Source organism: Phyllobacterium zundukense, from assembly GCF_002764115.1.
In the GTDB taxonomy this organism is placed as follows: Bacteria; Pseudomonadota; Alphaproteobacteria; order Rhizobiales; family Rhizobiaceae; genus Phyllobacterium; species Phyllobacterium zundukense.
Genome location: NZ_CP017940.1, coordinates 1,542,787 through 1,566,633 on the forward strand (window position 1 = coordinate 1,542,787; position 23,847 = coordinate 1,566,633).

Annotated in this window: 21 protein-coding genes, 1 tRNA gene and 1 pseudogene; 17 read left to right on the forward strand and 6 right to left on the reverse strand. The window is 58.4% G+C overall.

Going from position 1 to position 23,847, the window contains the following annotated elements; genetic code table 11:
* Positions 1-4 precede the first annotated feature (4 nt).
* From secD to BLM14_RS07715, 3 genes are read left to right on the forward strand one after another with little or no spacing between them, the layout of a single operon-like run.
* Positions 5-2,275: a protein translocase subunit SecD gene (secD, locus tag BLM14_RS07705; RefSeq protein WP_099998840.1), complete on the forward strand. Its 2,271-nt coding sequence runs from the start codon at positions 5-7 to the stop codon at positions 2,273-2,275.
* Position 2,276: 1 nt separating this feature from the next.
* Positions 2,277-2,666, forward strand: coding sequence for an Mth938-like domain-containing protein (locus tag BLM14_RS07710; protein WP_099998841.1), 390 nt, complete (start codon positions 2,277-2,279; stop codon positions 2,664-2,666).
* Positions 2,667-2,693: 27 nt separating this feature from the next.
* Positions 2,694-3,530 (forward strand): phytoene/squalene synthase family protein, encoded by an 837-nt coding sequence (locus BLM14_RS07715; RefSeq protein ID WP_099998842.1) that lies wholly within the window; start codon positions 2,694-2,696, stop codon positions 3,528-3,530.
* Between the two features lie 2 nt (positions 3,531-3,532).
* Here BLM14_RS07715 and trmFO read toward each other — a convergent pair whose 3' ends face one another.
* Positions 3,533-4,942: a methylenetetrahydrofolate--tRNA-(uracil(54)-C(5))-methyltransferase (FADH(2)-oxidizing) TrmFO gene (gene trmFO, locus BLM14_RS07720; protein WP_099998843.1), complete on the reverse strand. Its 1,410-nt coding sequence runs from the start codon at positions 4,940-4,942 to the stop codon at positions 3,533-3,535.
* Between the two features lie 90 nt (positions 4,943-5,032).
* Complete coding sequence (locus tag BLM14_RS07725; protein ID WP_099998844.1) at positions 5,033-5,980, reverse strand: aldo/keto reductase; 948 nt, start codon at positions 5,978-5,980, stop codon at positions 5,033-5,035.
* Positions 5,981-6,124: 144 nt separating this feature from the next.
* Here BLM14_RS07725 and BLM14_RS07730 point away from each other — a divergent pair, with 144 nt between their 5' ends.
* Positions 6,125-6,703, forward strand: coding sequence for a hypothetical protein (locus tag BLM14_RS07730; RefSeq protein WP_237143493.1), 579 nt, complete (start codon positions 6,125-6,127; stop codon positions 6,701-6,703).
* A 145-nt stretch (positions 6,704-6,848) separates the two neighbouring features.
* Here the strand turns inward: BLM14_RS07730 and BLM14_RS07735 are convergent, their stop codons facing one another.
* A complete protein-coding gene (locus BLM14_RS07735) occupies positions 6,849-6,995 on the reverse strand; it encodes a DUF1127 domain-containing protein (protein WP_100001090.1) in 147 nt (48 codons plus the stop codon).
* Positions 6,996-7,249: 254 nt separating this feature from the next.
* On the opposite strand from BLM14_RS07735, the gene BLM14_RS07740 reads away from it, so the two are divergent.
* The 3 genes from BLM14_RS07740 to BLM14_RS07750 all read left to right on the forward strand — a co-directional run bounded on the left by BLM14_RS07740 (position 7,250) and on the right by BLM14_RS07750 (position 9,137).
* Positions 7,250-8,362: a DUF2157 domain-containing protein gene (locus BLM14_RS07740; RefSeq protein ID WP_157929498.1), complete on the forward strand. Its 1,113-nt coding sequence runs from the start codon at positions 7,250-7,252 to the stop codon at positions 8,360-8,362.
* Positions 8,359-8,934, forward strand: coding sequence for a GDYXXLXY domain-containing protein (locus BLM14_RS07745; protein ID WP_099998846.1), 576 nt, complete (start codon positions 8,359-8,361; stop codon positions 8,932-8,934). Before BLM14_RS07740 ends, BLM14_RS07745 begins: the two co-directional genes overlap by 4 nt.
* Before the next feature lie 120 nt (positions 8,935-9,054).
* Positions 9,055-9,137: transfer RNA gene (locus BLM14_RS07750), tRNA-Leu, on the forward strand.
* Between the two features lie 214 nt (positions 9,138-9,351).
* Here BLM14_RS07750 and BLM14_RS07755 read toward each other — a convergent pair.
* The gene (locus tag BLM14_RS07755) at positions 9,352-10,392 is read right to left on the reverse strand and encodes a LacI family DNA-binding transcriptional regulator (protein WP_099998847.1); all 1,041 of its coding nucleotides are present in this window, start codon (positions 10,390-10,392) and stop codon (positions 9,352-9,354) included.
* 153 nt (positions 10,393-10,545) lie between these two features.
* Between BLM14_RS07755 and BLM14_RS07760 the strand changes: the two genes are divergently transcribed.
* From BLM14_RS07760 to BLM14_RS07805, 10 genes and pseudogenes are all read left to right on the forward strand, one after another.
* Positions 10,546-11,520: a substrate-binding domain-containing protein gene (locus BLM14_RS07760; protein ID WP_418314206.1), complete on the forward strand. Its 975-nt coding sequence runs from the start codon at positions 10,546-10,548 to the stop codon at positions 11,518-11,520.
* 110 nt (positions 11,521-11,630) lie between these two features.
* Positions 11,631-12,626, forward strand: coding sequence for an ABC transporter permease (locus BLM14_RS07765; RefSeq protein WP_099998848.1), 996 nt, complete (start codon positions 11,631-11,633; stop codon positions 12,624-12,626).
* A 10-nt stretch (positions 12,627-12,636) separates the two neighbouring features.
* Positions 12,637-13,446 carry an ATP-binding cassette domain-containing protein gene (locus BLM14_RS07770; protein WP_099998849.1) on the forward strand — a complete coding sequence of 270 codons (810 nt, stop codon included), beginning with the start codon at positions 12,637-12,639 and terminating at the stop codon, positions 13,444-13,446.
* Between the two features lie 70 nt (positions 13,447-13,516).
* Positions 13,517-14,419: a sugar phosphate isomerase/epimerase family protein gene (locus BLM14_RS07775; RefSeq protein ID WP_099998850.1), complete on the forward strand. Its 903-nt coding sequence runs from the start codon at positions 13,517-13,519 to the stop codon at positions 14,417-14,419.
* 137 nt (positions 14,420-14,556) lie between these two features.
* Positions 14,557-15,729, forward strand: coding sequence for a Gfo/Idh/MocA family protein (locus tag BLM14_RS07780; protein ID WP_099998851.1), 1,173 nt, complete (start codon positions 14,557-14,559; stop codon positions 15,727-15,729).
* A gap of 70 nt (positions 15,730-15,799) precedes the next feature.
* Positions 15,800-16,741, forward strand: a complete 942-nt coding sequence (locus BLM14_RS07785) for a sugar phosphate isomerase/epimerase family protein (RefSeq protein ID WP_099998852.1) — start codon at positions 15,800-15,802, stop codon at positions 16,739-16,741.
* Between the two features lie 48 nt (positions 16,742-16,789).
* Positions 16,790-17,719: a TIM barrel protein gene (locus tag BLM14_RS07790; RefSeq protein ID WP_099998853.1), complete on the forward strand. Its 930-nt coding sequence runs from the start codon at positions 16,790-16,792 to the stop codon at positions 17,717-17,719.
* An 18-nt stretch (positions 17,720-17,737) separates the two neighbouring features.
* The gene (locus tag BLM14_RS07795; RefSeq protein WP_099998854.1) at positions 17,738-19,660 is read left to right on the forward strand and encodes a bifunctional 5-dehydro-2-deoxygluconokinase/5-dehydro-2-deoxyphosphogluconate aldolase; all 1,923 of its coding nucleotides are present in this window, start codon (positions 17,738-17,740) and stop codon (positions 19,658-19,660) included.
* Positions 19,657-21,495 (forward strand): 3D-(3,5/4)-trihydroxycyclohexane-1,2-dione acylhydrolase (decyclizing), encoded by a 1,839-nt coding sequence (gene iolD / locus BLM14_RS07800; RefSeq protein ID WP_099998855.1) that lies wholly within the window; start codon positions 19,657-19,659, stop codon positions 21,493-21,495. Before BLM14_RS07795 ends, iolD begins: the two co-directional genes overlap by 4 nt.
* A gap of 12 nt (positions 21,496-21,507) precedes the next feature.
* A pseudogene (locus tag BLM14_RS07805) lies at positions 21,508-21,864 on the forward strand (5-deoxy-glucuronate isomerase); the annotation flags it as partial.
* A gap of 117 nt (positions 21,865-21,981) precedes the next feature.
* Here the strand turns inward: BLM14_RS07805 and BLM14_RS07810 are convergent.
* On the reverse strand, positions 21,982-22,758 hold the full coding sequence (locus tag BLM14_RS07810) for a class I SAM-dependent methyltransferase (RefSeq protein WP_099998857.1): 777 nt from the start codon (positions 22,756-22,758) through the stop codon (positions 21,982-21,984).
* A gap of 7 nt (positions 22,759-22,765) precedes the next feature.
* Positions 22,766-23,830: a porin gene (locus BLM14_RS07815; RefSeq protein ID WP_099998858.1), complete on the reverse strand. Its 1,065-nt coding sequence runs from the start codon at positions 23,828-23,830 to the stop codon at positions 22,766-22,768.
* Positions 23,831-23,847 lie beyond the last annotated feature (17 nt).

Below are 23,847 nucleotides of genomic sequence, written 5' to 3' on the forward strand. Positions count from 1 at the left end.
CTGAATGCTCTATTTTAGCCGCTGGAAGACCGTACTCATCTGGGCTGTTGTTCTTGCGGGCGTGATCCTTGCGCTGCCAAATGTCTTCAGCCAGGACCAGCTGGTGAAATTGCCGGACTGGCTGCCGAAGAAGCAACTGGCGCTCGGACTGGATCTTGAGGGCGGATCGCGCCTCCGCTTGCAGGTCGACAAGGATCATCTGGCGGATACAGACGCAACGATAGCAGTCCTGAGCCGTCGTCTGAGCGAACTTGGCTATACGAATCCCAATGTCGAAAGCCAACGAAATGGCCGCGTGCTGGTCGAAGTTCCGGGCCTTTACGATTCACAGCTGCTCAAGGACATATTGAGCCTGACAGGTGAACTCAGCTTCCAGATGGTCGATCCGTCGATGCCGGTGCAGCAGGCCATCGATGGTACGCCGCCAGAAGGCGACGAGGTTGTTTATTCCTTTGATGACCCTCCAGTTGCCTATCTGGTCAAGCAGGAGCCGCTGGTATCCAACCAGAATTTTGTCGATGCGCAGGCCGGCATCGATACGGCGACGCAGCAGCCGGTCATAACCTTCAGGCTGGACAGCATCGGCGCTGACCGGTTTTCAAAGGCGACAAAGGCCGGCGTCGGTCAATCCTTTGCCATTGTTCTTGACAATCAGGTTCTTTCGGCACCGGTGATAAGCGAAGCCATCCCCGGCAATACCGGCCAGATCTCCGGCAATTTCGACCTTTCGGGCGCAAGCAATCTCGCCCTTGTGATGCGGGCTGGCGCCTTGCCGACGGATGTCACGGTGATTGAAGAGCGAACCATCGGAACGGATCTGGGCGCTGCCGCCGTCTCGTCGGGCAAGATCGCAGCGCTTATCGGCGCAGCCTTGGTCATCCTTTTCATGCTCCTGACCTACGGTTTCCTTGGCGTGATCGCCAGTATCGCCCTGGTCGTCAATGTGGTCCTGATCCTGGCGGTCCTGACGCTGTTCGGGGCGCCGCTGACTTTGGCAGGCGTCGCGGGTATCGTGCTGACCATCGGCATGGCGGTGGACTCGAACGTGCTCATTTACGAGCGCATCCGCGAGGACAGGCGTGCCGGCTTTTCCGTCATTCAGGCTATCGATTCCGGCTTTTCCCGGGCACTTGCAACCATTGTCGATGCCAATGTCACAACGTTAATCGCCGCGCTCGTGCTTTTCATCCTCGGGACCGGACCCGTGCACGGCTTCGCGCTGACAGTGACGATCGGTATCGTCACGACGCTGTTCACGACATTCACGCTGACACGCTGGCTGGTATCGCTATGGGTACAGCGTTCGAAACCCAAGGAAGTTCCGGGTGCACCGCTCAGGCTCGTTCCGAACGACACCAAGATACCTTTCATGAAACTGCGTGGCCTGACGCTTGGCTTTTCGGCGCTGTCGAGCATTGCGGCGATCGTGCTGTTCGCCATCGTCGGCATGAATTTCGGCATCGATTTCAAGGGCGGAACGATGATCGAAATGCAGTCGCACGAGGGGGCAATCGATCTCGATGACGTTTACAGCCGGCTCGATGAACTGAATATCGGCGACGTCAAGATCGAACCGTTCAAATCGGAGGATCGCGCGCTGATCACCGTCGGTAGCCAGGGCGAGGGTGAGGATGCCGAGCAGACAGTCGGTGTGAAAATCCGCGGCGAGTTTCAGGACGATTATGACTTCCCACGTATCGATGTGATCGGTCCCGCGGTTTCGAGTGAGCTGTCGCAGGCAGGCGGGCTGGCTGTTGCATTGTCGCTGCTTGCGATTTTCGTCTATGTCTGGCTCCGGTTCGAGTGGCATTTTGCGCTGGGAGCAATTATTGCGACCGTTCACGACGTCCTGCTGCTCCTTGGCATGTTCGTGATCTTCCAGATGGAGTTCAATCTCTGGAGTATCGCTGCCTTGCTGGCGATCGTCGGTTATTCGCTCAACGATACGGTGGTTATCTACGACCGCGTCCGCGAGAACCTGCGGCGGCACGGCAACAGCATGTCCTTGTCGGCGATCCTCGACGCCTCGATCAACCAGACATTGTCGCGCACGATCCTGACGTCGCTTGCCACTTTCCTGGCGCTGATCGTTCTGTATGTTTATGGCGGTGATGACGTGCGGTCGTTTGCGCTCACCATTGCTGTGGGTATTGTCGTCGCAACCTATTCCTCGATCTTCGTGGCCGGTCCACTCCTGATGCTGTTCGGACTGAAGGGACGCGATGTGATCGACGACCAACCACCGGCAGCCGTTTCCGAGCAGAATGGAGCTTAGGGTGGTTAAAGGCATTGAAATCCGCGATGCCCATTTCCCCGGGCGGGCGCCCATCGATGCCTATGGCAATGGCGGCTTTCGCTTTGCGGACATGTCGCATCGCGGTTCCATACTCTGCCTGCCGTCGGGTATTCATGGCTGGGAGCCGAAAACGCTGCCCATTCTGACCGCCGCTGATTTGTCGCTTGTGCTGGAGCAAGCGTCCGACATCGAGATATTGCTGGTCGGGACAGGCACCGAATTACGCCGGCTTCCGCAGGAGCTGCGCGATGTCTTGCGAGCGCATCGCATATCGTCCGATCCGATGAGCACGGGGGCTGCCGTGCGGACCTATAATGTCTTGCTGGCGGAAGACCGCGCCGTCGCCGCGGCGCTGATTGCAGTAGATTAATCTACCGCATCCCTATATCTCAGCCGCATGAACGCCAATGAAACCCACTGCATGCAATTTTTGCGGACCGCCGATCCCGACCGCTATTTGTCGGTGCTGTATGCACCGGAAGACAAGCGCGGCACCTTGGCGGCGCTTTATGCGTTCAATACAGAAATCGCCCGCATCCGCGACCTGATCCATGACCCGCTTCCGGGAGAAGTGCGCTTGCAATGGTGGCGTGATCTGATCAACGGAACCGAACACGGCGCAATCTCTGGTAACCCGGTTGCTGCGGCGCTGCTGGACGCGATCAAAGCCTATGATCTGCCGCGAACGGCATTCGACAATTATTGCGAGGCGCGGATTTTCGACCTCTATGACGATCCGATGCCAAGTCGTAACGACCTTGAAGGCTATTGCGGCGAGACGGCGTCGGCGCTTATCCAGCTGGCATCGCTCATCCTTGATGTGGATGCTGCTCCGGCGCACGCGGATACGGCGGGGCATGCCGGCGTGGCACAGGCCGTTGCCGGGTTGTTGCGGCTTTTACCGTTGCATCGGCGGCGCCGCCAGGTCTACATCCCGGCGGATATTCTCGCCGCTGTCGGCGGCAGTTCCGCTAGCTTGCTGGATGGCTCCGACAAGGCAGCCGCGCAGCGTGCGATCGATGCAATGATCGCACTTGCCGAGGACCATCTTGCCAAGTTCGAAGCGGCTGCAAAATCCCTACCGGCAACGCTACGTCCTGCCTACTTGCCGGCCACGCTCACGCGCACCTATCTGAAGAAGCTGAAAGCCAACGGCTCCAATGCCGCCGACGAGGTAGCCGAGATTTCGCCGCTCCGCCGCCAGTGGGCGATGTTCAGGGCATCAGTGCGGTAGATTTATTCCGCAGCTTCCGCGATAGCAGGCAGACCTAGCCAGGAACGGCAGTCGGTCAGGGCACGTGCACTCATGGCACGTTTCTTGGCGTTGGATTTTTCCTTGCCGCGCAGCCGCTTGCCCTCGGATTTCGGTGCCTCGATGGGCGGGAACAGACCGTAATTGACATTCATCGGCTGGAAGGACCGCTTGCCCGGCTCTTCGTCGGTGACGATGTGGCCACCGGTGATATGCCCGAGCAGCGCGCCGAATGCCGTTGTCAGTGGAGGTGGTGTCACAGCCTGGCCGAGACGTTCCGCAGCGGTAAAGCGCCCGGCAAGCAGGCCAATGGCGGCGGATTCGACGTAGCCTTCGCAGCCGGTAATCTGGCCGGCAAAGCGCAGGCCAGGACGGCTTTTCAATTGCAAGGTCGGATCGAGCAGGAGCGGCGAATTCAGATAGGTATTGCGGTGCAGGCCGCCGAGCCGGGCGAATTCCGCATTTTCCAGGCCCGGAATCATGCGGAAGATATCGGTCTGCGCGCCATATTTCAGCTTTGTCTGGAAGCCGACCATATTGTAGAGCGTGCCGAGCGCATTGTCCTGCCGTAGTTGAACCACGGCATAAGCCTTGACGGTCGGATTGTGTTCGTTGGTCAGCCCCATCGGCTTCATCGGGCCATGCCGCAGGGTTTCCGAGCCGCGCTCAGCCATCACCTCGATCGGCAGGCAGCCATCGAAGTAGGGCGTGCCTTCCCATTCCTTGAATTCGGTCTTGTCGCCCGCGATCAGCGCTTGAACGAAGGTCTCGTACTGCTCCTTCGTCATGGGGCAGTTGATATAGTCCTTGCCGTTGCCGCCCGGGCCGACCTTGTCGTAGCGCGACTGGAACCAGCAGACATTCATGTCGATGGAATCGAAATGTACGATTGGCGCGATTGCGTCGAAGAAGGCGAGGGCGTCGGCGCTGGTTTCCCTGCCAATGGCTTCGGCGAGCGAGGGCGCGGTCAGCGGGCCGGTGGCGATAATAGCCTTGTCCCAGCCTGCCGGTGGCAGGCCGGTGATTTCCTCACGCTCGATGGTGATCAGCGGGTGGGCTTCAAGCTTTGCCGTCACTGTTTGAGCGAAACCATCGCGGTCGACGGCAAGTGCGCTGCCGGCCGGCACCTGATGGGCGTCGGCGGAGGCCATGATCAGCGAGTTGGCGAGACGCATTTCCGCATGCAGTACGCCGACCGCATTGGTCTGGGCATCGTCCGAACGGAATGAATTGGAACAGACGAGTTCCGCGAGATCCTGCGTCTTGTGCGCATCGGTGCCGCGAACGGGGCGCATTTCATGCAGGATGACGGGAATACCAGCCTCTGCTAGCTGCCAAGAGGCTTCGGAACCGGCGAGACCGCCGCCAATGATGTGTACAGGTTTGTTCGACATAGGCTTCCAATAAACTCTTTGACGCCGTGCTTCAATGTGCAAAAGCCGCCGCAGACGCGCTACAGCGGCTCTTTTGTCTTCAAGCCTGGTTCAGGCGCTGGCCTTGTCGAGTTCGGCGATATCGTCCTTGTCGAGCTCAAGCGACGCAGCCTTGATCAGGCTGTCCAGCTGTTCCAGCGAGGTCGCGCTGGCGATCGGTGCCGTGACACCTTCGCGCTGGATGATCCACGCCAGCGCCACTTCGGCCTGCTTCACCTTGTGCCTGGCAGATACTGCGTCGAGCGCAGCCAGAATGCCATAGCCGCGCGGGTTGAGATAATCCTTTACCCCGCCGCCGCGCGCACTTTTGCCGAGATCGGCTTCGCTGCGGTATTTACCGGAGAGAAAGCCCCGGGCGAGGCTGAAATAGGTGATGACGCCAATATCTTCCGCCATGCACAGATCGCGCAGTTTGCCGTCATAGCTCTTGCGGTCATAGAGATTGTATTCCGGCTGCAGCACGTCATAGCGTGGCAACCCCTCTGCCTTGGACACATCCAGCGCCGCGCGCAGCTGATCCGCATCGAGATTGGAGGCGCCGACCGATTGGATCTTGCCGGCCTTGAGCAGCTTTTCATAGGCGCCGAGGGTTTCCTCGTAGGGTGTATCGGGATCAGGCCAATGCGACAGGTAAAGATCGATCGCATCGACCTGGAGCCGCGTCAATGAGGCTTCCACCGCCTTGGCGATATAGGCGGCGGAAAGGTCTTTCTTGCCCTGACCCATATCCGAGCCAACCTTGGTGATGATCACCACCTTGTCGCGCGCATTGCGCGATTTAATCCATTCGCCAATGATCCTCTCGGATTCGCCGCCCTCGTTTCCTGGTACCCAGCGGGAATATGCGTCGGCCGTATCGATGGCGTTGAAGCCGGCATCGACGAAACGGTCGAGCAGATCGAATGAAGTCTTCTTGTCGGCGGTCCAGCCGAAGACATTTCCGCCAAAAACCAATGGCGCGATGGATAGGCCGGTGCGGCCAAGGCGACGTTTTTGCATGGAACGTACTCCCGGGGGATATGAGGTGGGATTTGCATGTAGGGCTGGGCGGAGGACGTTTCCACCCCGGCACCCAATCATATCCAGAAACCATAAGATTTAAATTCGGTAGGCTTCAGCGATAGCCCTTGCTAGGATTGTCCCATGCGCATGACTGGATCGAGACGTACTCTGCCGCTGCTCCTTTTCGCTATTCTGTGCGGCACTGCGTCAGTGGCGCAAGCGCAAAGCTTTCGCATCTGCCACGGTTATGGCTGCAATTTTCAAACGCAGGTGACGTTGACCGGGGCGGATCGTTCCAGGATCGTCTCCATCATGGCAGGTGGGCGCAAATCCGCCGAAGCGGAACGGGCCGCCGTCCGGCGCGCCGTGCAGGTCTTCGAACGCCGCAGCACACAGGTTATTGGCGTTGTCGACCGGCCGAAGATGGAATTTGGCGAAGGACGCCAGAGAGGCCAGATGGATTGCGTCGATGAATCGACCAATACCGACCATTTCCTGCGCTATCTGCAGAGTGCCGGCTTGTTGCACCATCATAAAGTTGCGAGCCGGGATTCGCGCGGCAGTTTCTTCGACGGCCGCTACCCGCATTTCACTGCCGTCCTGAAAGATGGCTCGGGTACGCTGTGGGCCGTTGACTCCTGGTACGAACCCGGGGGCGGTCAACCGGATATCATGCGTTTGGCGGAATGGAAGGGAAGGGGCTACGGCGGACGCCGTTAAGTCTGCTCCAGAAACAACAACACCCACCGCGGGAGGAGGTGCGGTGGGTGCCGTTTTGTAAAGGCCAGCTGGGAGGAGGAGTGCCAGCCTTCGATCGCGGGAGCTCTGGGAGGAGGATGAGCCCCGGCGATATTCTGTTATGCGATTAGCGTACTGCGGACTTCTTGGCGACGAACGGGATGTCCGAACGGGCAATGCCCAGATCGCTGAGTTCGCGGGTCGATAGACGGTTCAGCTCGGAAACCGTGTCACGATAACGGCGCCAGTTGCTGTAAGAGCGGATAAGGTTCATTTCAATCACCATTTCGGTTCGTTGTTAGGTTGATCACTCTTGATCGTTGAGTGGAAGATAGTGGATGACTCTCGAAAGTTGCAGAGCCAAGTTTGCAGGTCAGCTATGCAATTGTTGCATTGCAACATTAATCGATTTTAATTGTTGCGTCGCACAATCGTCATTTTTGCGGCGATTGGCCGAATCGAGCCATAATTGCGTTTTTGCTGTCTCTGGCGTTAGCTGCGGACAGACAAGCGATTCAGGAGCGGCCCGTGGCGATTTCCTTCGGCGTAAGAAAACATATTGCGCGGTGGCAGCAGGATGGTTTGATCGATGATGCCATCGCCGAGCGTCTGCGCAAGGATATCGACGACAGAGGTTCCGGCTTCGGCCTTGGCGGCATTCTCGCGCTCCTTGGTGCCGTTCTTCTTGGCGCGGCCATCGCTTCGCTCATCGCTGCCAATTGGGAGGCGATGCCGCGCCTTCTCCGCGTTGGCCTCATCATGTCCGTACTGTTTATCGGCTATGTCGGCGGGGCATGGCGGGAAAGCCGCGGCGACACGGTCTTCAGCCAGGCGCTCTATCTGACAGCGGCAATTACCTTCGGTGCCGGAATTGCTCTTGTCGGCCAGATGTATCATCTGTCGGGCGATGCCTCGGACGCTGCACTGCTCTGGGTGGCCGGCACCATGGTTGCTGCGCTGTTCCTGCGCTCGCCCGTGCTGGTTTCGGCGAGTGTCGCCATAACCGGCTTCTATCTGTTCTGTTCGCTCGAACCCGCCACATCGGAGCGCCTCAGCTATCTCTGGCTGGTGCCGATCCTGCTCTTCATCTGTGGCGGTTTGGTCTGGTTCACCAAGGGGAAGGCCGCCCGGCATCTCATTGCGCTGTTGCTGATCATCTATGTCTTTACCGTCAGGTTCGACCTCGACCGGAGCTGGATATTGTGGGTGGCCGCGATTCTCGGCGGTGCGCTCTTCCTGGCGGATGCATTGCGCAATGGTGCATTGGAACAGCTGACAGGCTGGGCCGAGGCAATCGGCGCCTATGGTTTCATGATGCTGATCCTGGCGCTGATTTTCTTCCAGTTTGACCAGTTCAGCGATGGCGTCGGCAATCAGGTTATCATCGGCTTTGCCGTTCTTGGCTGTTCGATTGCAGGTCTTGCACTCTCTGGCCACCGCAATCTGGCGGTGCGCTGGAGTGCCTACACGGTCTTCTCCCTGGAAGTCCTTTATCTTGCCTTCCAGACCATAGGCACACTGATCGGCACGGCAAGCTTCTTCCTCAGTGCGGGCGTGCTCGTGCTGCTGCTCGCCGCCTTCGTCATCCGAATGGAGCGGCGGCTTCAGAAAAAGAGTCCGAAAACAGAGGTAACGGCATGACTTTGAAGATCAATCGCTTCCTCTGGCTTGGCGCTGCTGTGGCGCTTCTGCAGTCCGGCGCGCTTTACGCCATGGTCGCACAGCATGCCTCCATCCTGCGCAATGGCACCGATATCACGCTGCTGACAGAGCCGGTCGATCCGCACGACCTGCTGCGCGGCGATTATGTGACGCTCGGTTATGGCATTTCCAACATCGAGGCTGGCAAGGTCAGTGGAACGCCACCAGTCGCGGACGGGCTGGCCGATATTTATGTGACGGTGAAGCAGGGCGACGACGGTGCCTGGACTTTCGGCAGCGCCTCCTGGCAGAAACGCGAGGATTTGCAGGCGGGCGAGATCCAGTTGCGCGGCCGCACCGCAAGCTTCCCCAACGCTGCCGTCTACCATGAGCTTCGCGTCACTTATGGCATCGAGCGCTATTATGTGCCTGAAGGTCAGGGAAGGGCGATCGAAGACCAGCAGCGGGAGCGCAAGATCGAGGCTGTGATTGCCGTTTCACCCACCGGCGACGCGCAGATCCGCGCGCTGAAGGACGACGGTAATGTGCTCTATGAAGAGCCGATCTACTGACCAGCTATATCCGCGTCGATGGCAGCAAATATTGCTGTCTGATGTCCGCCTTTTTCCTTTGACCCTTGGAGAGAGGGTGATATAGAGACCGGCGCTTGGGGTGCAGTCACGCCTCCATCTGCGGATATGGCGAAATTGGTAGACGCACCAGATTTAGGTTCTGGCGGGAGACCGTGGGGGTTCGAGTCCCTCTATCCGCACCATAATTTTTTCGATATTCCATTGTTTTCTTTGCATTTTTTGATGCGACCGCCGAGTTGCGTCCCGCTGTCGATCCACCCTCGATTTCAGCGAAGCTTCGAGCGCGGTAAGTCGGGTGCTGACTAAGCGTGTTCAAACGCCACTCATAGATACACCTCGCTCGACGAAACGTAGTCAGTTCCTCAGAAGCGAAGTCCTTGGCTATTTTGGCAAAAACTACGTCCAAATGCTCTCCGGAGTCAGAATGTCAAACGGGACGATCCTCTGTTCGATTGATGCGGCATCCCTACGCTCAATCAAGCGCAGCATGACATCAATCAGTTCCTGCGGCATCTTATCAATAGGGTGGCAAAGCGATGCGGTGATCAAGCCTTCGCTCAATCCCTTGCGAGTTTCGGGGCCGATGTCGGAGCAGACGACCCGGATCATGCGCTGCCTGTCCAGCGGCAATTCTCGCAAAGCGCGCAAGACGCCGGAAATTCCGCCGCCGTTTACGAAAATACCTCTAAGGTCGGGCTCTTCTTCGATCAGGCGGCGAACAATGGCGTAGGCATTGTCGGGTACCTCGTGAGTGAGCTGCGTTTCGCTAATACTAAAAGCGGAGGCATGCTCGCGCATATAGGAGCGAAAACTGGCATCTGCGATATCCTGGCACTGGTAGCGATTGCTGCCGACAAGAGGGAAGACCTTCCCCGGACCATCCGCCGTCTGACTGATAAACCACGCCGCCGTGCGTCCCCTCTTCCAGTTGTCCGTCCCGACGAATCCTGCACGGCTCGCGGCCGATAAATCGGTCACGTACGCCACAACGGGAATGCCCCTGCCGCGCAATTCGTCGATTGCCTGGCTGACAAGCGGATGATCGGCAGTCACAACGGCAATGGCGTCCGAGGTCTGTCCCATCCTCAGCAGATTGGCTGACACCGCTTCGGGGGAAAGGTCATCTTCGAAGACAACATTAGGCTCGATCACCGCATCGGCTCGTCGCATCGAGGCCGACATCAATGCTTCTGCCCACATCTGATAAAGCGGTCGGTGAGACTGCTGCATCAGGAATCCCAGGTTTCGATGCGGGAGGTTCTCGCGTTTACGCTGCCGCAGGGCGCCCAAGCCATAGAAACCGATCTCATTGGCGGCATCCAGAATGCGGTCTACCGTTTCCGGTCGAACCGTTCCCGTCCCGTGCAGAAGCCTGTTTACCGTCGAGAGGCTGACATCTGCGGTCTTCGCCAAATCAGAGATGGTTGGCCTGTTCATTCAGAAGTTCCGTTTGTTTCATTTGTGAATGGCATGCTTTGGAATGAAATGCTCCTCAGTCAGCCAAGATGGTTCCATTCTGGCATTCCAAACGCTACAGATCAATACGCAATTACTGCAGCCATCGAGGGATGGAATTGGGAGGAGAGTTTGATGAAACATATGAAGCACTTTTGTGCAGCATTGCTTGCGACCACTATTGTGTCCTTCGCCGCTCCGGCGGCATTTGCGGCAAACATCGCCGTCGTCGGGGGGAAGACGGACGACGAATTTTGGAACCGTATCAAGAAGGGCGTTGATGACGCCCGCCTCGTCGTTGAGAAGAACGGCGGCCAGGTCAGCTATCTCCAGCTCCAGACCTATGACAATCTTGGTCCGGATGCCGCGCAGCTCGTGCGCACCGCCATCAGCCAAGGCGTGGAGGGTATCGTCGTTCCGAACTGGGTCCCAGAGGCGGAAGACGAGGCGATCAAGGCCGCAATCGACGCCGGGATCAAGGTTATCCTCATGAATGCGGGTAGCATCGAAAAAGCCCGTGAACTCGGCGCAATCAATTATGTTGGCTCAGACGAATTCGTCGCGGGCAAGGCAGGCGGCGAATACCTTGGCTCGAAAGGCGCGAAGAATGTCATTTGTGTCAACACTGTTCCAGGCGCGGCCAATCTGGAGGCGCGATGCAAGGGCGTCATCGACGGCATTACCGCGAAAGGTGGCAAGGGAAAGCAGCTGCCGCTGCCGGCGACCAGCTTCGGCGACCAGACGGCTATTGCTGAAGCAGTGAAGGCCACGCTGCTGCAGGATGATACCATCGATGGCGTGATTAATGTCAGCGCGACTGATGCAGATGCGGCCGCAAGCGGCATCAGCCAGGCGGGCAAGGTTGGAAAGCTTGTCCATGGCACTTTCGACCTGAATGCCTCAGGGCTGGCGCGTATCAAGGATGGATCCCAGACCTTTGCAATCGACCAGCAGCCCTATCTGCAATCGTTGCTTGGCGTGACGCTCCTTGCCTCCACCATCGACTACGGTACGGCCCTCCCGACTGCTCCGGTTCTGACCGGTCCCGGCATTGTTGATGCGTCAAACATCGATGCCACCTTGGCCGGCGTAGAAAAGGGCGCTCGGTAAGCAAATCCTCCGGTTCGGTCCGTAGCGGGGCTATGGACCGGCCTTATCAGGTGTCCGGCCACACGCGTTCAACCGCGTAAAGAGTCGAGCCCAAAAACGGGATCTCTCCTATGAACAACTTTTCCTTCGGAAATCTTTTCCGCCGACCCGAGGCGGGAGCCTTTCTCGGACTGATCGGTGTCCTTGTCTTTTTTGTCGTGTTCGGGAGTACGAAGTTTCTTGAACCAGCCGGTGCTGCGAGCTGGCTGAACGTTGCGGCCAACCTCGGCATCGTTGCGCTGCCCATCGGACTTTTGATGATCGCCGGTGAGCTCGACATTTCGATTGGCGCGATGATTCCCGCAGGCTCCATGATGGTCGCCGTGCTTTCGGGACATTACGATTTTCCAATCTGGATCGGAATGCTGGGCTCCATCTTGCTCGGCCTCGTCGTCGGCCTTATCAATGGCATTCTAGTCGTCCGCACAGCGGTCCCATCGCTGATTGTCACGCTCGGCACACTGTTTGCCGTCCAGGGCCTGACCTTAGGATTTTCGGTTCTTGTAACCGGCACCACAAGCGTTGCATTGACTGCGGATCCTTGGGCCAAGTTTGTCTTCGGTCAGTTCCTTGGGGGATCGTTTCAAGTCATCATCCTGTGGTGGTTTGCCATAACGGCCCTGTTCATCTTCTTCATCCACTATTCCCCATATGGAAACTGGATCTTTGCAATGGGCGGCGACAAGATCAGCGCCCGCAATGCTGGCATTCCGACAAGCCGATTGACCATTGCCCTGTTCGTGCTCTCAGCTGTCAGTGCCTCATTCGTTGGGATGTGCCAGGCGATCCTGTTCAACTCCGCCCAGGTCTCCGGTGGCATGACCTTCATCTTCAACTCGATCATCTCGGTTGTCGTCGGTGGTGTTCTGCTTACGGGCGGCTTCGGCTCAGTAATCGGAATATTCTTCGGCACAATCACCTTCGCCATCGTCAATCAGGGCATCTATTTCACGACGTTCGATCGTAACTGGTCGAGCCTGATCATCGGCATCATGCTGCTGCTGGCTGTCCTGATGAACAACACCTTCCGCAACATGGCGCTGGCCTACAGGCCGAAGAAGAAGTGAGGGATACGCGATGACCACTCCAATTTTGGAATTACGCCACGTCGACAAGTCCTTCGGCCCGATCGATGTGCTTCACGATATCTCTCTCAAGGTGCATGCAGGTGAGGTGCTCTGCCTTCTCGGTGATAATGGCGCAGGCAAATCAACGCTGATCAAGGCCATGGCTGGCGTCTTCAAGCCCAGTTCCGGCGAGCTGCTGATGGATGGCAAACCCGTCGAGTTTCGCGGCCCGCGCGATGCCCAGGAGGCCGGGATTTCGACGGTGCATCAGTTCGGCGGCACTTTCCCGCTTATGTCGATCGGCCGATCCTTTTTCATCGGTGTCGAGCCGACCAAAGGCTTCGGCCCGTTCAAGATTTACGACCGGAAAAAGGCCAACGAGATTGCCGTCAAGGCTGTGCAGGAATTCGGCATCACCCGCATAGATGACGGCGACCGGCTGATCGGCGGTTTGTCGGGTGGCGAGCGCCAATCGCTGGCAATCGCCCGGGCCGTACACTTCGGAGCCAGGGTACTGATCCTTGATGAGCCTACCGCGGCACTTGGTGTCAAGGAAGCGGCACACGTCCTGCGGATCGTGCTGGAGGCACGTCGGCGTGGCCTCGCTGTGATCTTTATCACCCATCAGGTGACGCATGCGATGACCGTCGGCGACCATTTTGCGGTGCTGATCCGTGGCGCGGTTGCCGCCGATTTCCGCAAAGGCGAAAGGTCCCGCGAAGAAATCACCGATCTGATGGCAGGCGGCGAAGCCATGGCGGAACTCGAGGCTGAGATCGAAGGCCATCTCACAGCACAACACAATCCTCCCGCGGCTTGAAAGCCGAACCTGCCCCGGCCGCTACCGGCCGGGGCTTCTTTAACAACCGCCGACACTCGGAGTAATACATATGAAGATCGCTCTCGACCCGTTCATGCATCGCCATTTGAGCCTTGAGCAACTGCCTGCCAAGGTGAAAGAACTCGGCTACGACTGGATTGAACTTTCTCCTCGCGGAGACTTCCTTGAGTGGTTCAAGGCGCCCCGCGTGTTTCCTGATCGAATCAAATCGTTCAAGCGTGCACTGAAGGATGCAAACGTCGGAATTGCTTCTATCCTGCCGATGTATCGCTGGGCCTCCAACGACGAGGCCGAGCGGCAAGCCGCCGTCAAGCACTGGAAGCGTGCCATCGAGATCGCGGTCGAGATGGAAGTGGATGTGATGAACTCGGAATTCGGCCGCGGACCGCATCCCGACAAGGGATCCTGCTACTGCTGTCACACCGGCAGCATGATCGAGACCTGTGAGGATGCATGGTGGCGCTCGATGGAAGAGCTGGTGCCAATCTTCGAGAGGGAAGGCATCAACCTTCATGTCGAGCCACATCCCGAAGACTGGTGCGAGACACTGCAACCCGCCGTGGACATCATCCGCACGGTGAACTCTAAGAACGTCAAGTTCCTTTATTGCGCTCCTCATACTTTCTACTTCGGCGACGATACGAAAGCGATGCTGCGGGAATGTGCTGATGTGCTGGCTCATGTTCATGTTGGCGATACGTTCAATCACAAGGCCAGTTCGGGCTTGCGTTACATTCTCAATCCGCCGGGCACGCAGGCGCGCGTCCATCAGCATCTTAATATCGGCCAGGGCGAAGTGCCGTGGGACGATTTCTTCGGCACACTCGCCGAGGTGGGCTTTGACGGAATCATGACGGCCTGCGTCTTCGCTTGGGAGGACAAGGCCGACCATTCGGGCACGTTCATGCGCTCCGAGATGCAGCGTTACGTCGACAAATACTGGAAGAAATAGGCCAGAGTGGCCGGTGCGCGGAAGCAACCGCACAGGCAAGTTTTAACGAGACAGCTTACGTGGGCGACGGGAACCGTCCCGCCGCGGGGCGGAGCCTTGGCAAACCAAAGCCGGCACAAGGCCGGAGGAGAACAGACATGATAAATGGCGAACGACTGATAGAACGGCCTCTGCGCTGGGGTATGGTCGGTGGTGGACGCACCGGTCAAGTGGGCTACAAGCATCGGACCGGAGCTTTGCGCGACGGGACCTACAAGCTCATCTGCGGGGCCTTCGATCTTGACGCCGCGCGTGGCCGCGACTTTGGCGTCAAACTCGGTGTCGAGGCTAATCGCTGCTATGCCGATTACAAGGAACTGATCGCCGGGGAGACAGCGCGTGAGGACGGTGTCGAAGTCGTCTCGATTGCCACGCCAAACTTCACACACTACGAAATCACCAAGGCTTGCCTTGAAGCCGGCCTCCATGTGATCTGCGAGAAGCCGCTATTCTTTACCGTTGAGGAATGCGACGAAGTTGCGAAACTGGCCGAGGAAAAAGGCCTGATCGTCGGGGTAACCTATGGTTTCACCGGCCATCCGCTGGTTCATCAGATGGCAGCCATGGTGAAGAAAGGCATGCTCGGCGATATCCGCATCGTCGACATGCAGTATACCCATGGTTTCAATGCTGGCGACGACGTTGGCGCGGGCGAGGCTCTAAAATGGCGTACCAATCCGAAGACCGCTGGCCCGACTTTCGTTCTCGGCGACATCGGCACGCATCTCTATTACCTCTCCGAAGTCGTTCTGCCGCATCTGAAGATCGAAAGGCTGCTTTGCGACCGTAAGGCCTTCATTCCGACCCGTGCACCGCTCGAGGACCACGCAACAGTTCTGATGCATTATGACAACGGAGCTCGTGGTCGCCTGTGGGTTTCGTCTGTCAATGCCGGCAATATGGGTTCGCAGCGCTATCGTTTCGTTGGCTCAAAGGCTTCCATCGAATGGTCCGACGCGCATCCTGACCAGCTGATCTACGAAGTTCAGGGTGAACCAAACCGCATCCTGCATCACGGCATGCCCTATCTTGAAGAGGAAAGCCTTGCCGTTGACCGCATGGGTGCGCTGCATACGGAAGGTCTCGGCGATAGCTGGTCGAATATCTATCTCTGGATCGCACAGGCGATCGACGCGAAAAATCGCGACGACGAAGCCTTCCTGAAGACGCACCACTACCCCGGCATCAAGGCGGGCACCGAGGGTGTGCGCTGGTTGGAAAACTGCGTCCGTTCGGCCGACGCAGGCTCCGCCTGGGTCGATTTCAAGTGACAAAAGAAAGGCGCGTCGCTGCCCACGTCATCGAGCGCCCCGACAATCTCTACTCCGGAAAGATAGTACAATGAAACTTTCGATTTGCACCGACGTGATGGGCGACCTGTCATTCACCGATATGCTCGACAAATGTGTAAAGCTCGGTGTTGAAGGCATCGAAATGACTGGTGGCGGCTGGTCCCGCGCGCCGCATTTCCGCGCTGACGAGCTTCTGGCCGACAAGGGGCTCTTGAAAACCAAACTCAAGGAAATCGAAGCGCGCGGTCTGGAGATCGCGGCACTGAATTGCTCCGCCAATCCCCTCGATCCCGGCGACATGGGCAAGCGCCATCGCAAGGAGATGGAACAAACTATCCGCCTCGCTGGCGAGATTGGGATTAAAACCATCGTGACGATGTCCGGGTTGCCGGAAGCGGCACCTGGCGACAGCGTGCCCAACTGGCTTGTCTACACCAAGAGCTGGCCCGATGAGATGCCGGAGCGCGATCGTTATCAGTGGGAAGACCGTGCCTTTCCGCTTTGGCACGATCTGGTGAAGCTCGCCAAGGAAGTAGGCGTTGAAAAATACGCGCTTGAAAACTTCTCGGCTATGCTCGTCTGGAGCCCGGAAACCCTGTTTCGCCTGCGCAACGAGGTTGGCGCATCCGTTGGCATGAATCTCGACCCGTCGCACCTAATGTGGATGGGCGCCGATCCGATCGCCTCGGCGCGTGCACTCGGTCCGGCCATCCACCATTGCCATGGCAAGGATACCCGTATCGAACGCGGGCTCGCGGATGTAAACGGCCTGCTTGAGCTGAAGGACGTAACCGACGTTGCGAACCGCTCCTGGAACTATGTTGCCGTCGGGGCAGGCCACGACCTGCAATGGTGGAAGGAGTTCTTCTCGGTGGTCCGCATGGTCGGCTACAATGGTTGGGTCAGCCTCGAGATGGAAGACTTCACCATGTCGACCAACGCTGGCATCCAGTCCTCCATTGACGCGCTGCAGGCGACGATCAGCCGCTGATTTCGGCGCGGGCCGCTGTCGCGGCCCCGCCAACCCCCTGAGGAAGAGATGGCTAACCCGATCACCATTACTACCGCGCCCTGCTGTTGGGGTGTCGATGATGTGAAGAACCCGCATCTGCCCCATTGGGAGAAGGTGCTCGACGAGGCGAAGGCGGCCGGATTTGGCGGACTTGAGCTCGGACCGTATGGTTATCTGCCGCTCGACCTTGACCTGGTGTCTGAGGCACTCAACCAACGCGGCCTGAAGGTTGTCGCTGGAACGATCTTTGACGATCTCGTTTCGCCGTCGAACCGCGACAATCTGCTGCGCCAGACTGACGAGATTTGCGCGCTGATCACCCGATTGCCGAAGCCCGAGACCCATCCGGGCCAGCGCTATGCGGCGCCCTTTCTGACGGTGATGGACTGGGGACATGACGAGCGAGACTATGCTGCCGGTCATTCGGACCGTGCCCCGCGACTTGACGATGCCGCGTGGGACGCGATGGTCGAAAACATCCGCGCCATCGCGAGGCTTGCTCGTGACACATATGGTGTACGCGCCACTATCCATCCGCACGCTGGCGGCTATATCGAATTTGCCGACGAACTGAAGCGTATCGCGGACGACGTTCCCGCCGAGTTGGCAGGCCTCTGCCTCGACACCGGGCATATGGCCTATTCCGCGATGGACCCCGTTGCCACCTTGCGCCGCTATTGGGACCGCGTCGACTATATCCATTTCAAGGACATCGATGCCGGAACCTACCGGGAAGTGATGGGCGAGCGTATCCGCTTCTTCGATGCTTGTGCCAAAGGCGTCATGTGCCCGATTGGGCGTGGCTCGATCGATTATCCGGCCATCCGTACACTTCTCACCGAACTTAATTACGGCGGCTACATCACCATCGAACAGGAGCGCGATCCGCGTAATACCGGTTCAATCCTCGAGGATTTAGCGGCCAGCCGCTCTTTCCTCGCGCGCACCGGTTTCTGAACAGCTCGGAGTCTTGACATGAAAACACTCGACGTAATCACCATCGGCCGGTCCTCGGTCGACCTCTACGGCATACAGGTTGGCGGACGCCTGGAGGATATGGGCTCGTTCAACAAATATATTGGCGGGTCACCGACCAATATCGCCTGCGGCGCAGCCCGTCTTGGACTGAGGTCCGGCTTGATCACGAAAGTTGGCGACGAACATATGGGCCGCTTCATCCGCGAGCAACTTCAACGCGAAGGCGTCGACGTAGGCGGCGTGGTGACAGATCCGGAGCGGCTGACGGCGCTGGTTCTCCTCGGAATTCGAGATGAGGAAACATTTCCTTTGATTTTCTACCGCGAGAACTGCGCCGATATGACACTCAATGAAGGCGACATCCACGAAAAGTATATAGCGTCTGCTCGCGCCGTGGTCGTCACCGGCACGCATCTCTCCAATCCCCGGACAGAAGCGGCCGTCCTGAAAGCACTTGGGTTCGCGCGTGCGCACGGTGCCAAAACGGCCCTCGACATTGATTACCGGCCGAACCTGTGGGGTGTCGCCGGTCATGGCGACGGGGAAAGCCGCTATGTGGCGAGCCGGCAGGTGACCGATAAACTCCAGTCGACACTCCATTTCTTCGATCTTATCGTCGGTACGGAGGAAGAGTTCCACATTGCCGGCGGCACCTCGGACACCGTGGCAGCGCTGAAGGCCGTCCGTGCGGTTTCCGCGGCGACGCTTGTCTGCAAGCGCGGCGCGAAAGGTGCGGTCGCTTTCGAGGGCGTAGTCCCGGACAATCTTGATGAGGGCGTGTCGGGCGAAGGTTTTCCCATCGAAGTCTTTAATGTCCTCGGGGCAGGGGATGGTTTCTTCTCGGGACTGCTGAAAGGCTGGCTCGATGGCAAGGATTGGGCGATAGCTCTCAAACACGCCAATGCTTGCGGTGCTTTCGCTGTTTCCAGGCATGGCTGTACGCCGGCCTATCCCTCTTTGGAGGAATTGGAGTTCTTCCTGAAACGTGGCATCCAGCAGCCGGATCTGCGCAACGATGCAGAGCTCGAGCAGATCCACTGGTCGACAAACCGCCATCGAAATCACGCAGAAGACTGGCCCGAATATCGGGTCTTCGCCTTCGATCACCGCATGCAGCTTGAGCAATTGGCGGGGTACACGCTCGAAAAGGGTAGCGCCTTCAAGGAACTTTGCCTTCAGGCGGCTTTGCAAGTTCAGCAAGGACGGCCTGGTTACGGTATTCTGTGCGACAACCGGATCGGACGAAAGGCGCTGCACGCGGCGTCGGGGTCCGGCTTGTGGATTGGACGGCCCTGCGAGTGGCCGGGGTCGCGCCCGCTGACTTTGGAGCCGGAACTGGGCAGCGACTATGGTGGCCTTGGCGAGTGGGCGCGAGAAAACGTCGTCAAGGTGCTTTGCTTTTGCCGTCCGGACGACGATGCTGAAACGCGTGCAGACCAGGAAGCAACGGTAAAGCGGTTGTTCGAGGCCTCGCGGCGCAACGGCCTGGAATTCCTCCTGGAGATCATTCCGTCAAAGGTTGGGCCGGTCGACGACCAGACGGCCGCCGTTCTGATCCAGCAATTCTATGACATCGGCATCTTTCCAGACTGGTGGAAGCTTGAGCCGATGAAGACGCAAGCCGCTTGGGCGAACACGATTTCCGCGATTGAAAAAAATGACCGTCACACACGCGGCATCGTGGTGTTGGGGCTGGACGCGCCGGAGGCAGAGCTGGCGGCGAGCTTCGAGGTCGCCGCAGCATTCCCTCTGGTCAAGGGCTTCGCGGTTGGCCGGACAATCTTCGGCGACGTTGCAAGGCTTTGGATGACTGGCGAATTGGAAGACGAGGCAGCCATCACGGAGATGGCGGAGCGCTACCAACGACTATGCTCGATTTGGGATCAGGCACGAACCGTCGCACGGGAGAAGGCAGCATGACGAAGACGATCCGACTGACGGCCGCGCAGGCCATGGTGAAATGGTTGTCGGTACAGATGACCGAAGAGGGCGAACGGTTCATCGAAGGCGTATGGGCAATCTTCGGACACGGCAACGTGGCAGGGATCGGAGAGGCGCTACACGGGATCGGCGATGCGTTGCCGACATGGCGTGGCCAAAACGAGCAAACGATGGCGCACGCGGCAATTGCTTACGCAAAAACGTTAAAGCGCACCCGGGCACAGGCTATCACCTCCTCAATCGGGCCTGGAGCCCTCAACATGGTGACGGCTTGCGCGCTTGCCCATGTGAACCGCCTTCCCGTGTTGTTCATCCCCGGTGACGTATTTGCCAACCGACGACCCGACCCGGTCTTGCAGCAGATCGAAGATATGAATGACGGTACGGTCAGCGCCAACGACTGCTTCAGGCCAATCTCTGCTTATTTTGACCGCATTTCCCGCCCGGAGCATCTTCTCATATGCCTGCCGCGAGCGCTCGCCGTCATGACCGATCCAGCCAATTGTGGTCCAGCAACGCTTGCCTTCAGCCAGGATGTGCAAGCTGAACTTTACGACTACCCGGAAGCGTTCTTTGAACAGAAGACTTGGCGCATCCGGCGCGTGGAGCCAGATCCGCGAGACGTTGCGGACTTGGCCGCTGCGATCCGCGGCGCGCGGAAGCCGGTAATCATTTCCGGGGGCGGCGTCATTTATTCGCGGGCCGAAGCCGAGCTTGCCGCGTTTGCCGAGGTTCATAATATTCCGTTCGTGGAAACCCAGGCAGGCAAGGGCGCGAATGGGTGGGATCACCCGTTGAATTTCGGGTCTCCGGGTGTCACCGGCTCGGAATGCGCCAATGCCCTTTGCGCTGACGCTGACCTCGTCATTGGCGTCGGGACGCGCTTTCAGGATTTCACCACCGGAAGCTGGGCACTTTTCCGCAATCCGGCGCGCCGACTGGGCTCGATCAATCTTGCCGGGTACGACGCAATGAAGCATGGCGCGTTGCCTTGCGTGGGAGATGCCAAAGTCACGCTCGAGCGTTTGACAGCGGCACTTGGTCCGTTTCGTGTCCCCGACGTCAACGGTCAGCGCCGACTTGACTGGCATGCTGCCGTTGACCGGGTGACGGCAGCTCCCGCTTCGGATGGGCCGGACAACCTGCCCACCGACGCGCAGGTGATCGGTGCTGTGCAACGCGTGGCGACCGAAAACACGGTCGTCATGTGTGCTGCAGGCACGATGCCAGGCGCGTTGCAGGTGCTGTGGCAATCGGTGCCAGGCGGGTATCACATGGAGTATGGTTTCTCCTGCATGGGTTACGAAGTCGCCGGCGCCATGGGCATCAAGCTTGCCCGCCCCGACAAGGAAGTCATCTGCTTCGTTGGCGACGGTTCCTATATGATGGCCAATTCGGAACTTGCGACCGCTGTCTCGCGCCGCGTTCCGTTCACCGTCGTGCTGACTGACAATCGCGGCTACGGATGCATCAATCGGCTCCAGATCGAGTGCGGTGGCGCCGAATTCAACAACATGTACAAGGATTGCAATGTCGAGACGCAGCCAGAGATCGACTTTGTTGCACATGCCGCGTCTATGGGAGCGCATGCGGAGAAGGTCGCCTCGATAGCGGAACTGCAAGTCCGGATCGTTGAAGCCCGGAACCGAGATGTTCCCAGCGTGATTGTTATCGACACGGACGCTGTTCCCGGCACAGGCATTGGCGGTCACTGGTGGGATGTCGCAGTGCCCCAGGTTGGAGGACCCGACCGTCTTGAGCACGCACGCAAGCGCTACAACGAAAACGCTGCCCACCAACGACCGTTTGATTGACGGAGAGAGATAATGACCGGATTGCTGCACAGGCCATTTGGCTCCCATGGGAAAGTTCATGAGATCACCCCTCAATCCGCTGGCTGGCGCTATGTCGGCTTTTCGGTCTACCGTTTGAGGCCGGGTGAAGTCGTCGAGGAAGTCACTGGCGACCGCGAGGTGATCCTTGTCGTGGTCGAGGGGAAGGTGGCATTCCACGCGGCAGGGAAGGATTGGGGCGTGCTCGGCGAGCGTATGAACGTGTTCGAGAAAACCGCGCCCCACTGCTTCTATGTGCCAAATGCCAGCGAGTGGCGGGCGGATGCTCAGACCGAATGCACAATTGCGGTGTGCTCGGCGCCCGGCAAGAGCGGCCATCCCGCACGGAAGGGATGTTGGGCCGGCGTCGATCACGAAGAGCCCGACATTCGCGCAAGACGTTGCGAAATCTTTTGAGTCTATCGATGCGTCACTGCAGTTGAGACGAACCTGACCAAACTGATCGCTTTAATCTGTGCTTTTATGTGCAGTGATGATCCATGCACGCGAGTCAAACAGCACACCCTCCGCAGACATGTGCGTTTCGACCAAATCGCGTAACCGCTGTAGCGCGTCATCGTCCACATTCGCCCGGGCCAGCGGATCCTTGATAAATTGCAAGCCGAGCAAAGCGTCATATGCCGCATCGACGTCCAGACCGTAGAAGACCGGTTCGTGCACCTCGGCAAAGTCGATCGAAGTAAAACCAGCTGTCCTCAAGATCTCCGCAGCGATGGCAGGCTCGCCAAGCGAAAACGCGGGGGCAGTACCCGCCGATATGGCAGTCCCCGGTGCAAGCGCCCGTTGAATGGCCGTCGCCCACTCGTTGCGGTCTTGGCTTTGCCACACCATCCACACCAGACGCGCTCCTGGTCGCATCGCCCGGCCGATGTTGGCGAACGCCGCCGCGGGATCGGCAAAGAACATCACTCCAAATCGACTGATGCACAGATCGAAACTAGCAGACGGAAACGCCTGCCGTTGCGCATCGCCTTGCTCAAAAATGACGTTCTGCAACCCTTCCTCTCCGCTACGCCGGCGGGCGGTCTCGAGCATTTCCGGCGACAGGTCTATGCCAAGCACGCTACCTTCGACAGCGACGCAGGCAGCATCACGAGTGGATTGTCCCGCACCGCATCCAATATCGAGCACGCGGTCGCGCCTTCCAACCCTAACGGCAGCGCGAAAGACCTCGTTGTGCCGTCGCAGTTCGGCGTCGTAAAAGTCAGCGCAATTCAACACCATCGCACGCCTAGAAATTGCGTTGCAGTCGAAGTCGGCCCTCAATGGGATCGCCGCGGTCGTCGTTGTAGCTGGTATAGCTGATTTCCGGAATAACGTCGAAACCGGGGACGAGCTTATACCGCACATTCAAGGCGGCGGAGATATTGCCATATTCCTCGTATGCTACCTGACCGTTCAACGTGGCCTTGTCCGACAGTTTCGCGGCGAATCCGGCCCATAAAGCATAATCGCCTTCCCAGTTGGCGTAATAGCTGTTCACACCAATATTGCTGTCCCAGTCGGACTGCCAGCCGCCCATGAGAAAGGCGGAAATTGCTTCAGTGAATTCCATGTCAATGCGGGCCTTGCCCGCCCAGGACTCGTCCAACGCGTCATATGCGGCGACGGCAGCAATGGAGCCCCAGTCTTGTTCCAGTTTGAGACCGCCAACCAGATGGGGCATGTAGTCATCGATGACGTAGATTTTCTCGAGCTCCTCATCGGAATAGCCGAAGTCGCCGTCGCTGCCCTGTTCCAGGCCGAACATAGCTGAAAAGCCGTTGCCACCCTTGAAGGTGTAATTGGCCTGGTTGGTAGGAGCGTCAGAATACGGACCATATGCAACGACGTCGTCGTTGATCAAATCGCCAGCGTAGTTGGTCCAGGACGTGAACTGGGAATCCGTCGCGCCGATGCGAAAGCCGCCGAGTTCGATATAGCCGTGCGGGAGGAAGCTGGCGGTACTCCCGTTGGTGAACTGGATAAATGTTTGGACGAAGGAGCGTAGTGTGCCCAATTCCGTTTCGGAGCGCGCATCAAAGCGAAGTGTTGCACGACTACGCTTGGACCATGTATCGCGTTCAGCACCCGTATACGCATCATCGCCCCCTCTGATATCGTAGCGGACATAACCGCTGACCTTCAGGCAGGTCTCCGTTCCGGGAATGTAAAAGAAACCTGCGCCGTAGGCGTCACAGACACGAACATATTCGACGGGTTCCGGTTCAGCGACGATGATCGCGTCGGCCGCAGTCGCGGCGGTGGCCGAAACAATCGCCGCGCATGAGGCCAAGAGAAGAGTTTTGCGTTTCATTTGCCATCTCCCTACGG